Source organism: Phytobacter sp. V69 (assembly GCF_965644215.1).
GTDB lineage: Bacteria > Pseudomonadota > Gammaproteobacteria > Enterobacterales > Enterobacteriaceae > Phytobacter.
In genome coordinates, this window is sequence record NZ_CBFFRL010000159.1 from 1 (window position 1) to 11,770 (window position 11,770).

At 53.5% G+C, this 11,770-nt stretch carries 9 protein-coding genes; 2 read left to right on the plus strand and 7 right to left on the minus strand.

From position 1 onward, the window contains the following. Positions 1 to 105: 105 nt before the first annotated feature. The 7 genes from mglC to ACSZPU_RS19030 form a co-directional block, all read right to left on the minus strand. Positions 106 to 1,116, minus strand: a complete 1,011-nt coding sequence (gene mglC, locus ACSZPU_RS19000; RefSeq protein WP_499001958.1) for a galactose/methyl galactoside ABC transporter permease MglC — start codon at positions 1,114 to 1,116, stop codon at positions 106 to 108. A gap of 15 nt (positions 1,117 to 1,131) precedes the next feature. Then, positions 1,132 to 2,652, minus strand: a complete 1,521-nt coding sequence (gene mglA, locus ACSZPU_RS19005; RefSeq protein WP_499001960.1) for a galactose/methyl galactoside ABC transporter ATP-binding protein MglA — start codon at positions 2,650 to 2,652, stop codon at positions 1,132 to 1,134. An 84-nt stretch (positions 2,653 to 2,736) separates the two neighbouring features. After that, positions 2,737 to 3,735, minus strand: coding sequence for a galactose/glucose ABC transporter substrate-binding protein MglB (gene mglB, locus ACSZPU_RS19010; RefSeq protein WP_499001962.1), 999 nt, complete (start codon positions 3,733 to 3,735; stop codon positions 2,737 to 2,739). A gap of 296 nt (positions 3,736 to 4,031) precedes the next feature. After that, positions 4,032 to 5,057, minus strand: a complete 1,026-nt coding sequence (gene galS, locus ACSZPU_RS19015; protein ID WP_499001963.1) for an HTH-type transcriptional regulator GalS — start codon at positions 5,055 to 5,057, stop codon at positions 4,032 to 4,034. A 155-nt stretch (positions 5,058 to 5,212) separates the two neighbouring features. Next, positions 5,213 to 6,373, minus strand: a complete 1,161-nt coding sequence (yeiB, locus tag ACSZPU_RS19020; RefSeq protein ID WP_499001966.1) for a DUF418 domain-containing protein YeiB — start codon at positions 6,371 to 6,373, stop codon at positions 5,213 to 5,215. An 18-nt stretch (positions 6,374 to 6,391) separates the two neighbouring features. Continuing rightward, positions 6,392 to 7,060 carry a GTP cyclohydrolase I FolE gene (gene folE / locus ACSZPU_RS19025; protein ID WP_499001969.1) on the minus strand — a complete coding sequence of 223 codons (669 nt, stop codon included), beginning with the start codon at positions 7,058 to 7,060 and terminating at the stop codon, positions 6,392 to 6,394. A 123-nt stretch (positions 7,061 to 7,183) separates the two neighbouring features. Continuing rightward, positions 7,184 to 8,311 carry a YbfB/YjiJ family MFS transporter gene (locus tag ACSZPU_RS19030; protein ID WP_499001971.1) on the minus strand — a complete coding sequence of 376 codons (1,128 nt, stop codon included), beginning with the start codon at positions 8,309 to 8,311 and terminating at the stop codon, positions 7,184 to 7,186. A gap of 149 nt (positions 8,312 to 8,460) precedes the next feature. On the opposite strand from ACSZPU_RS19030, the gene fghA reads away from it, so the two are divergent. Both fghA and ACSZPU_RS19040 read left to right on the plus strand, forming a co-directional pair. Continuing rightward, entirely contained in the window at positions 8,461 to 9,297 is an 837-nt protein-coding gene (gene fghA / locus ACSZPU_RS19035) for an S-formylglutathione hydrolase (RefSeq protein ID WP_499001974.1), read from the plus strand. A gap of 249 nt (positions 9,298 to 9,546) precedes the next feature. Further along, positions 9,547 to 11,532, plus strand: coding sequence for a ligand-gated channel protein (locus ACSZPU_RS19040; protein ID WP_499001976.1), 1,986 nt, complete (start codon positions 9,547 to 9,549; stop codon positions 11,530 to 11,532). Positions 11,533 to 11,770 lie beyond the last annotated feature (238 nt).

The window sequence follows — 11,770 nt, forward strand, 5'->3', positions numbered from 1 at the left end:
GCATTATTGGCAGAGCCAACTTATTGCTGACCACCTCCATAGGAGGTGGTGTTCATGCAAATATAAAAAAACCCCGCCGAGGCGGGGTTTCTCTTGTGACGTAAATTACTTCTTACGCGCGTATTTCAGGGAGTCCAGCGCCACCGCGAAGATGATGATGCCGCCCTTAATGATGTACTGCCAGTACGGGTTGATACCGATATAGGTCAGACCGTAGTTGATAACGGTGAAGATGATTACACCAGTCACCACGCCCAGCACCGTACCCACACCGCCGCTAAAGGAGACGCCGCCCACCACGCACGCTGCGATGGCGTCGAGTTCGTACATAAAACCAAGGTTGTTGGTTGCAGAACCGATACGCCCCGCTTCCAGCATCCCGCCGAAGGCATAGAACACGCCGGACAGGGCATAGATCATCAGCAGGTTCAGCGCAACGTTAACACCGGACACTTTCGCCGCTTCCGGGTTACCACCGATAGCGAAAATGTTTTTACCGAAGCGCGTTTTGTTCCACAGCACCCATACGAAGGCCACAGCAATCAGCGCGTAGAAAGTGATGTAAGACAGGCGGAAAGAACCTAACGCGATGAAACCCTGCGTGAAGGTAGAGAAGCCGCTGTCAAAGCCAGAAATCGGCGATGCGCCCACGAAGTCGTAGTACAGGGAGTTAATACCGTACACGATGATCATCGTACCCAACGTGGTGATAAACGGCGTCACGTTGAGGTAAGCGATGATGATACCGTTCACCAGACCGATGATCGCACCGATCACACAGACAATGCCGATAACCGCGATGATCGGCATCGTGTGCATTTCCGGGAACACTTTGTTGACGTTTTCCATCGACTGCAGCAACGTCGCCGCCACAACCGCCGCCAGACCCACCTGGCGTCCTGCGGACAGGTCAGTACCCTGCGTCACAATCAGCCCTGCCACACCCAGTGCGATGATAATACGCACGGAGGATTGGGTCAGAATGTTACTTAAGTTCAGCAGACTTAAGAACGTAGGGTCCTGGAAAATAATAATCGCCAGTAACACTAAAAGAACAACGTAAATACCGCCGTCTTTCAGATAAGTGAGAAAAGTTTTTTTATTTAACGCACTCATGAGGAGCCCCTGATCTTAAAGGTGCAAAGACGCAAGACGGAGTATTTCGTTTTGCGTTGTCGTTTTTGTGTCAACAATTCCGGCAACGAGACCATTGCTCATAACCAGAATACGGTCAGTGATACCCAACAATTCAGGCATTTCAGAGGAAATAATAATAATCCCCTTATTCTTCTTCGCCAGCTCCGCAATCAGCTGATAAATTTCGAATTTCGCGCCGACGTCAATCCCACGGGTAGGTTCGTCAAGCATTAAGATTTCCGGTTGGGTTAACAACCAGCGACCGATAATCACTTTCTGTTGGTTACCACCGGAAAGTGAACCAATTTGCGTGCGGTGGCTAGGCGTTTTCACGCGCATAGAGTCAATAACCCACTGGGTATCGCTCTTCATACGGGAATTATCCAGCAGACCGACTTTGTTTTTGTAATTCTGAATATTGGAGATAAGCGAGTTAAATCCGATATCCAGGTAAGCGTAAATACCGGTTGAGCGACGCTCTTCGGTAACCAGTGCGAAACCATTATTGATGGCTTCATTCGCATTATGGTTATTAATATTTTTGCCGTGTAGTTTAATTGTACCCGCCGCTTTTTCGCGGATACCAAATAATGTCTCGACGATATCGGTACGCTTCGCCCCAACCAGGCCTGCGATACCTAGAATCTCACCTTTATGCAGGTCGAAGGAGATATCGCGGATAGACGGCTGGCGTAATGACGTCAGGTTGCGCACTTCAAGAATCGTCTCACCCGGCGTGTTCTGGCGATCCGGGAAACGCTGGTTGAGCGAACGCCCTACCATCATGGCGATGATTCTGTCCATATCCAGCCCTTCGAGCGGCTGGGTGGCAATCCACTGACCATCACGCAGAATCGTGATTTCATCACACAGCTGGAAGATCTCTTCCATCTTGTGGGAAATATAAACAATACCGCAGCCGCGTTCTTTCAGCTTACGGATAATTTTGAACAGGTGATTAACTTCTTTTTCGGTCAGCGAAGAAGTTGGTTCGTCCATGATGACAATTTTGGCATCGTATGAGAACGCTTTCGCAATTTCGATCATCTGCATTTGCGAAACAGATAATGTACCGACGCGCGCACGCGGATCGATATCAATATCCAGCTCATCAAAGATGGCTTTTGTATCACGGTACATTTTGTCCTGATCGACAAACACGCCTTTGGTCGGATAACGGCCTAACCACATGTTGTCCATTACAGAACGTTGCAACACCAGGTTAAGTTCCTGGTGAACCATTGAGATACCATTTTCCAGCGCTTCTTTTGCAGAATGGAAATCGATTTCTTTTCCCTGAAAAAGAATACTGCCGGAGTCTTTTTGATATATTCCAAAAAGGCATTTTAATAATGTCGATTTACCGGCACCGTTCTCACCCATTAATGCATGGATAGAGTGCGGACGCACTTTTAAATTAACATTATCGAGAGCCTTTACCCCTGGAAAAGACTTGTTGATACTGCTCATTTCCAACAAGAATTCACCGGACGACTGAGTATTATTGCTGACCATAATTATACCTTGTTGGCCTGGCATATCGTGTTATAAGGGCGCAACGATAATTGTTGCGCCCAGTGAGAACATGCTTAAAACGAATTATTTACCGATGAACTGAGACAGATTGCCCTGATCTACACCAACGTAAGGAATACGAACGATTTTGTTCTCGATTTTCCAGTTGGTACCGTCAGCGGCGCCTTTACCGTCTGCCAGGTTTTTCGCCAGATCGAAGGTTGCTTTCGCCTGGTTGTTTGCATCGTTCAGCACGGTACCGGCCATTGCGCCAGATTTAACCAGTGCCAGCGCTTCTGGCAGGGCATCGACGCCGAATATCGGAATGGAAGATTTGTTGTGTGCTTTCAGCGCTTCAACCGCACCCATTGCCATCGCATCGTTGTTGGCGATCACGACTTCAATTCTGTTGGCGTTCGGACCGGACAGCCATGCGTCCATTTTGTCTTTCGCCTGAGCGGTATCCCACATTGCGGTATCTAACTGCAGCTGCTGAGTTTTGATGCCTTTGTCATTCAGCTCTTTGATAACGTAGGTGGTACGTGCTTCAGCATCCGGGTGACCTGGTTCGCCTTTCAGCAGAACGAACTGGATCTGACCATCTTTGTTCAGGTCCCAGTTTTTGTTGTCAGCCCAGTGTTTGGCAATCAGGTCGCCCTGAATAATGCCGGATTCTTTGGAGTCGGTACCCACATAGTAAGCTTTGTCGTAGCTGTCCAGCGCTTTGCGAGAAGGTTCTTTGTTGAAGAACACGACCGGAACGTTCTGGCCACGTGCTTTTTCGATAACGGTGCCTGCAGCAGCCGGGTCAACCAGGTTGATTGCCAGTGCTTTAACGCCTTTTGCCAGCAGAACGTCAATCTGGTCGTTCTGTTTGGACTGGTCGTTCTGGGAGTCGTTCATCAGCAGCTGCACGCCAGAAGCATCTTTGGCGTCTTTCTCGATGGCTTTACGGACAACTGACATAAAGTTGTCGTCATATTTATAGATGGTCACACCAATACGGGTATCAGCTGCGTGTGCGGCTGCGCCAAAAAGCATGCTTGCCATAACAGCAGACAGAGTCAACACCTTCTTATTCATGGTATCTCCGGTTTTTTATGCAGGGTAGTTCAGTTCGTGTGAATAACGGTCGGCGGGGCAGAAAGTTAATGAAACGTTACTGTTCGCCGAAGTTCATTCGAAAAAATTCTTTCTTCCGTGTACGGTAACGCTCCAGTGATGCGCTTTCTTCGATGCTTTGGGCTGATTAACTCAGTGAAAGTGAATAATCACCGTTACATCGTGTTTCAGCTCCTAAAACGCTGACATCATAGTCAGCACGTTGTTAAGATACTGTGAATTTACTCACAAATTGAAAACGGTTACATCATCAAACATCATAGGTTAGTGATCGTTACCGCAATTTGCCGTGATGTAACAGAATGGCGGCGCACCAGCGTCGGCATAAAGCAATGCGTTGCTTCAGGATCGAGCTTGCCCGCCGCTCCCATCAGCGCCAGTTCCGTGGCCAGACGGGCCATAGAGGCAATCGGGTAACGCACCGTCGTCAGCTGCGGATCGGTGTAGCGGGCAATCGGAATATCATCGAAGCCAATCAGCGAAAGGTGCTGTGGCACCGCAATGCCGTTATCTTTCAGCGCCGTTAACGCCCCGGCAGCCATGCTGTCGTTATAGGCAAACACCGCCGTCAGCTGCTGGTTGCGGCTCAGGAGTTCCACCATAGCCGCCTCCCCGCCCTGCATATCCGGCGAGCCAATCCCCACCCAGTCATCGGGCGCAGCAATACCCTGCTCCGTGAGCGCTTTAACCCAGCCCTCACGGCGCATGTCGTTATCTTCTATTTGATGGCTGGAGGCGAGATACCCTACGCGTTGATGCCCGTGATTGAGCAGCATGCGCGTGGCCATCACCGCCCCGCTGACGTTATCAAGCGACACGCAGCGGTGGGCATAACCGGACACCACGCGGTTGATCAACACCATGCCCGGAATCTGTTCCATAAAGCCGGCAAGCTCTTCATCGCTCAAGGCTTTTGAGTGCACTATCAATGCGTTACATCGTTGACGTATCAACACCTCAATGGCATGACGCTCTTTTTCCGCTTCATGGTAGCTGTTGCCGATGAGCACATATTTCTGATGCTGCTGGGCTACCACGTCCACCGCTTTAACCAGCGCGCCAAAGAAGGCGTCGGAGACGTCCATCACCACCACACCGATGGTGTCGCTGACCTGGGTGGCAAGCGCCTGCGCGTTGGCATTCGGGCGATAGCCCAACTGCGCAACCGCCTTCATCACCGATTCCCGCGTTTCCTGACTGACCAGCGCACTGTTATTCAGTACACGGGAAACCGTCGCGACGGAAACGCCCGCCTGACGGGCCACATCACGAATGGTGATCATAGGGACCAACCTTTATGTTGATTACGCCAGCTCACAGACACCCCCCTGTTTAGCAAGGAGGCTATTCTCTCAGTCGGCGAGACGTTTCTACGTGAGTGGCATCACACGAATGGAAACGGTTACATCCATTTTGTTAATGATTGTGATCCAGATCGTTATCTGGATGTGCGAGGTAATGATGTCCCCGCAGCAAGCGCGGTTAATTGCCGCCACAGCCATTCCATCGGTCCCTGACGGAACCGACGCAGCCAGAAAACGGAGAAGAGGATGTTGACAATCCAGACGGGAGGGACGAAAGCCAGCAGTTGCAGGCGGTCGAACTTCATCACCAGACCGAGGTGATAAAACAGCGTGGTACAGATGAGCGTTTGCAGCAGATAGTTGCTCAGCGCCATCCGCCCAACGCAGGCGATAGCATTGACCAGTTTCCAGCGGCACATTTGCGGCCAGAAACCAAAGATAAGCGCGGTGTAACCCAGTACCTGTATCGGCGCGCCCAGCTCACGCGGCGCTTGCAGGATAAACGCACACCAGCGATAGGCCCAGCCGAGCTGCCATTGGGCGATAATTGCCGGGAGGTTTATCACCACGCCGAGTGCAATCAGAAAGAGACCCGTGCGGCGATAGTGACGAAGGCTGAACTGCCCTTTCAGCCAGCCGCTGCGCATCAGCGCCGCACCCAGCAGCATCAGCCCGGCAAGTTCCCAGCCATACTGCGCGCCCAGCGCCAGCAGGCCGCTCGACATCATGTCAGCCCGGTTGGAAATGGCCTCCATCATGCTGCCCGTGGTCTTCCACCACACTTCATACTGAATATTGGCCGGCCCCGGCAGCCACGAACGGTTTGGCGCGCTGCCAGAGATAAACCCCAGCAACAGCAATACCACAATGCCAATCAGATACAGCGCCAGCCCGGTGTTAAACAGCGTTTTCACACTTTGCGCATCGCGGATCATGCGCCAGCTAATCAGCCCCACCAGCCCATAGGCCAGCAGAATGTCTCCATCCCAGAACACCAGTCCGTGAATAAAACCCAGCAGCACCAGCAACGTTAAACGCGACTTGATCCAACGCTTGCCGCGCGGTATCAGCATTTGCAGACCCGCGCCGAACAAAAGCGCAAAAAGGGAGAGGAATTTCACCTGCGCAAACAGGTCGAGCACCGCCCAGGTCCAGGCATCGCTTGACGTGATGCCGCCAGACCAGGCGGGATTAAGATAGGCCGCCTTTGGCAGTCCAAAGGCGGTGATATTCAGGAGCAGGATACCGAGAATGGCGATGCCACGAACAAAATCCAGCGTGACATTTCTCTCCATGTCCCGAACTCTCCCGTCTTATTGATTGTGGTGACGTACAGCGCGCAGGAACTCCTGACGCGTATTCTGGCTGGACTTAAACAGGCCGCCAAGCGATGTGGTGGTGGTCGCGCTGGTTGCATCACGGATGCCACGCGCTTTCACGCAGTAATGCACCGCATCAATGGAAACGGCCACGTTGTTGGTGCCCAGCAGCGTTTGCAGCGCGGTCAGGATCTGCTGCGTCAAACGTTCCTGCACCTGCGGACGCTGGGCAAAGAACTGCACGATGCGGTTAATTTTCGACAGGCCAATCACCGACTCTTTCGGGATATAGGCAACAGTGGCTTTCCCGTCGATGGTGACAAAGTGGTGTTCACAGGTGCTGGTCAGCGTGATATCGCGAACCGTGACCATCTCATCCACTTTCATTTTGTTTTCAATGACGGTGATTTTCGGGAAATTGGCATAGTCCAGCCCCGAGAAAATTTCATCAACGTACATTTTGGCAATACGATGCGGCGTTTCCATCAGGCTGTCATCATTCAGATCGAGATTAAGGAGCTGCATAATCTCGGTCATATGACCGGCTATCAGGCGTTTACGGGTTTCGTTATCCATTTCGACGGGTGGGCGCAACGGGGTTTCAAGGCCACGAGCAACCAGGGCTTCATGTACGAGAGCCGCTTCTTTACTGAGTGATGACATTTTTATTCTCCTGCAGGTGTGGCATCTTCGCCGTGCGACGGGCGAAGCGAGCAATCATTGTGCGTGAGGTCGCGCACAGAATCCAGTATTCACGGTGATAATTAATGAAATTGCTCGTGCCTTTCAGACCGTGCGTTTCCAGACCAAAACGCCCCCGACCAGCAGCGCCAGTCCGGCCAGTCCCAATGCCGGTTCCAGCCGCTGCGTAAGCCAGGTAGACAGCGCAGAGGTCATCGGCCCAATCAATTGCCCGACGGCATAACCGGTGGTCAATAACCCCGCCATATATCGGGTGTGCTTCGGTGCCAGTTCACGCCCATACAGCAGCGATAACTGCACCGCACACAGAAAACCGCCACCGACCAACAGCGCACCGATCACCAGCCCGCTCATGCCCGGCAGCACGCCAGATGCTATTACACCCAGCCCCTGCAGCCAGAGCACGATCGCCAGGCGCTGATGACTGTGGCCCACATGGCGCAGCACGATGCTCAGCCCAATCCCGATAACGGCCGCCGCGCCAAACACCGGCCAGACAAACTGGGCGAACAGGCTACCGGGAAAGCGCAGCGCCGCCATTTGCGAAAGAAAGGTCGCGGGTAAAATGTAGCCAAACCCTGCCAGGCTGTAACTCCAGACCAGTCTTTTCAGATCGGTTGTGAGATGCAGCGGTTCCGGCTGAACACCGGTACGATGTAACTGGCCCGGGCGCGGCAAATAGCGGGCGATAAAGACCACCAGCACCAGCGCCAGGACGCCATAGACCTGCCAGGCAGCCGTTGAGGAGAGCGCGCGCGACTGAATCGCCACCGCCAGCAGGCCGCTCAGGGCAATACCGGCTCCCGGCCCGGCAAACACCGCGGCACTTAAGCTAGGACGGGCATAGTGCGCCAGACGCTCATTGGTCCAGGCCGCAGTTAGTACCATCGCCCAGCCGCTCATCGCCCCAATCACCAGACGCAGCGCACCGTGTGCAATGGCGTTATCCGCCAGTGCGGAAAGGAAGGTCAATGCAACGGCACCCGCCACGCCAAGGTACAGGCGCATCTCGACATGCTTACTGGCACGCATCGCATCCCACGCACCGAGCAAATAACCGAGGTAATTCATGGCGGCGACCAGCCCGGCGCTGGTTAATGTCAGTTGTCCGTCGCGAATCATAAGTGGCACCTGCGGCGTGAAGGCAAAGCGCCCGATTCCCATTGCCACAACCAGTACGATAAATCCGCAGAGCGCAATGCGCAGCGCCATGGAGACCTCTGACGTTAAAAAAAAGTAAAATTTATGATGCATTATGATGCAGCGCGGTGAAAGTGAAAGTTGCTCACAGGCACATGAATAATCTGTATTATGGACAATTGTCACGCTTTAACTGTTAACAATTCATGAAGGAGCCTTGCATGGAATTGCTTGAAGAGCACCGCTGTTTTGAGGGGCGCCAACAACGCTGGCGGCACGACTCCACCGTGCTGAATTGCCCTATGACGTTCAGCATTTTCTTACCACCCGCGCGCGATACAACCCCTTCTCCGGTACTGTACTGGCTGTCGGGTTTGACCTGCACAGATGAGAATTTCACCACCAAAGCGGGCGCACAGCGCGTCGCGGCGGAGCTGGGCATTGTTCTGGTTATGCCGGATACCAGCCCGCGCGGCGAAGACGTTGCCGACGCCGAGGGTTACGATCTGGGCAAAGGCGCAGGTTTTTATCTCAACGCCACCGAACAGCCGTGGGCGGCGCACTACCGCATGTATGATTATTTGCGCGATGAACTGCCCGCGCTGATTCAGTCGCAATTTACCGTAGGTGACCGCTGCGCCATCAGCGGCCATTCAATGGGTGGCCATGGCGCGCTCATCATGGCACTGAAAAACCCAGGGCGCTTTACCAGCGTTTCCGCGTTTGCACCGATTGTGAACCCAGCACAAGTGCCGTGGGGGCAGAAAGCATTTAGCGCTTATCTGGGCAACGATACCGCCTCCTGGAAAGCCTGGGACAGCTGCGCGCTGATGCTGGCCAGTCAGAGTAAGGATGCGATCCCGACCCTTATCGATCAGGGCGATGCCGATCAGTTCCTCGCCGAACAGCTACAGCCCGCACGTCTGGCCGAAGCTGCCCGCCAGACCGCATGGCCGCTTACGCTGCGCGTTCAGCCTGGCTACGATCACAGCTACTACTTTATGGCCTCCTTTATTGACGACCACCTGCGTTTCCACGCGCAACATCTGCTGAAATAATCACCGGAGGGCGCACGCCCTCCTCTTTACGAACCCTTACATTCGCCCCTATCCCATTGATGGGATTTATGTTCTTCACTTCATTACAAGCAAATGCAAATGATTTAAATTATCACTTGTATTTACATAAATTCACTTTTTCTCCACAATCTTTCCGCTTCTCCATCATCTGAGTTCTTAAAAGACAAACACTTATAGTCTTAATGGTTTTACCCGATGGAGCTTTACTCATTTAAACGGAATGACAAAATGACTATACCTCGCGCTAAATTGTTGGCTGTCGCGGTCTGTGCAGCCACCTTCCCCCCGGCACTCTTTGCGGCCGACCAGGACACCGTCGTTGTCTCCGCAACCGGGTTTGAACAGAAAATCCAGAATGCACCGGCCTCTATTTCGGTTATCTCCAAACAGCAGCTTGAAGACAAAGCCTACCGCGATGTCACCGATGCATTGAAAGATGTGCCGGGCGTTGTGGTGACCGGCGGTGCCAGCAGCAGCGATATCAGCATTCGCGGCATGGGCTCGCAATACACCCTCTTTTTGGTCAATGGTAAACGTATCAGCACCCGCGGTACGCGCCCGAACAGCGATAACGCCGGTATCGAGCAAGGCTGGTTGCCGCCGCTGGAATCAATCGAACGTATCGAGGTGATCCGTGGGCCGATGTCATCGCTGTACGGTTCCGATGCCATGGGTGGCGTGATTAACGTCATCACCAAAAAAGTCTCCAATACCAAAGGCTGGACCGGCGCGCTGCACGGCGATGCCACGTTCCAGGAAAACAGCGATTCCGGCGATCTCTTCCAGACCAACGCCTACGCCTCCGGCCCGCTGATTGACGGCCTGCTCGGCGCGAAAGTGACCGGGCTGTTGTCCCGTCGTGCGGAAGATAAAATCCTCAACGGCTATAACGAACAGCGCCTGCGCAACGGCGGCGTGACCTTCAATTTCACCCCGGATGATAAAAACGATTTCGACCTGGATATCGCCCGCGAATTGCAGGATCGCAACAGCACGCCGGGCATGTCTTCGGCGGCGGAAACCTGCCGTGGCAGCGTGTGTACGCCCAACAGCAAAAGTGAAAGCCGCTACGAGCACACCACGTATTCTTTAACCCACAGCGGTTACTACAGCGATTTCAACACCTCCAGCTACATTCAGCAGGAGGAGACCAATAACCCCGGTCGCCAAATGAAGTCGTACAACACCATCTTCAACAACCAGAACCAGATCTTCCTTGGCAGCCACACCCTGACGGTGGGCGGGCAGTATCGCTATGAAAAACTGCGCGATAACGGCAATCAGTTGGAAGCGGCAGACGGGCTGAATAAGCTCACCCGCTGGAGCTGGGCGCTATTTGCCGAAGATGAGTGGGCCATTCTCGACAGCCTCAGTCTCACCGGCGGCCTGCGTATGGACAAAGATGAAAACTACGGCACCAACTGGACACCGCGCGGCTATGGCGTGTGGCATCTGAATGACCAGTGGACCCTTAAAGGTGGCGTTTCCGCAGGCTATCGTGCGCCGGATCTGCGCCAGTCCTCGGCCAACTGGGGCCAGGTGACGGGCGGCGGTCGCCTGAACGGCATCATTGTCGGCAACCCCGACCTGAAACCGGAAAAAAGCCTGAGCGAAGAGATTGCCTTGCTGTGGGATAACAATGATACCCTCAACGCGGGCATCACCCTGTTCAATACCGATTTCAAAAACAAAATCACCGAAGTACGTCGTTGCAACAGCAGCGCGGATCCGGCCTGCATCATTGGCAGCGTCAGCTACGATTTTGTCAGCGATCGCGTCAACGTTGACAAAGCCAATATGCGTGGCGTCGAGTCCACCTTCGGCTGGAGCATCACGCGTGATCTTAACCTGACGGCTAACTACACGTTCACCGAGTCGGAACAGAAAAGCGGCCAGTTTTCCGGCAAGCCACTCAACAAAATGCCGAAGCACATGGTGAACACCACGCTCGACTGGCAGGCTACGCCAGATATCGGTCTGTGGAGCCGCCTGAACTTCCGTGGCAAAACCTCGGAATACTTAAGTCGCACCTCGATGTCGCAGGGTACGCCGTCTTACAGCCAGGTAGATGTAGGCCTGCGCTACAACGCCAACAAGAATTTGCTGGTCTCCGCCGGGGTTTACAACGTGCTGGATAAGCAGATTGATTACGACACCTATGACACGGTGCTCGACGGTCGTCGCTATACCGTTGGCCTGACCTATAACTTCTAAACCACAGCCATAAAAAAACCCGGCCATCGGCGCCGGGTTTTCCTCGCAAAGCTTAATTCTTACTTATAGCTGACGGTGCATTCCAGCATCCCATCCGCTCTGCCGGCATAAGCTGTGGCCGCGGTGCGCATATAGCGGTACGGTCACCGTTGCACGCCCATCATTAGATAGTGTCGTCACAAGATTTTAGCCCAGAGAGCGATGCATCTGATCTGGACGGCAGCGAGAAATGAGGCCG

Bases quoted from the DNA above. Each gene is read 5' to 3' on its own strand.
- mglC (WP_499001958.1), bottom strand. From the start codon at position 1,116: ATGAGTGCGTTAAATAAAAAAACTTTTCTCACTTATCTGAAAGACGGC.
- mglA (WP_499001960.1), bottom strand. From the start codon at position 2,652: ATGGTCAGCAATAATACTCAGTCGTCCGGTGAATTCTTGTTGGAAATG.
- mglB (WP_499001962.1), bottom strand. From the start codon at position 3,735: ATGAATAAGAAGGTGTTGACTCTGTCTGCTGTTATGGCAAGCATGCTT.
- galS (WP_499001963.1), bottom strand. From the start codon at position 5,057: ATGATCACCATTCGTGATGTGGCCCGTCAGGCGGGCGTTTCCGTCGCG.
- yeiB (WP_499001966.1), bottom strand. From the start codon at position 6,373: ATGGAGAGAAATGTCACGCTGGATTTTGTTCGTGGCATCGCCATTCTC.
- folE (WP_499001969.1), bottom strand. From the start codon at position 7,060: ATGTCATCACTCAGTAAAGAAGCGGCTCTCGTACATGAAGCCCTGGTT.
- ACSZPU_RS19030 (WP_499001971.1), bottom strand. From the start codon at position 8,311: ATGGCGCTGCGCATTGCGCTCTGCGGATTTATCGTACTGGTTGTGGCA.
- fghA (WP_499001974.1), top strand. From the start codon at position 8,461: ATGGAATTGCTTGAAGAGCACCGCTGTTTTGAGGGGCGCCAACAACGC.
- ACSZPU_RS19040 (WP_499001976.1), top strand. From the start codon at position 9,547: ATGACTATACCTCGCGCTAAATTGTTGGCTGTCGCGGTCTGTGCAGCC.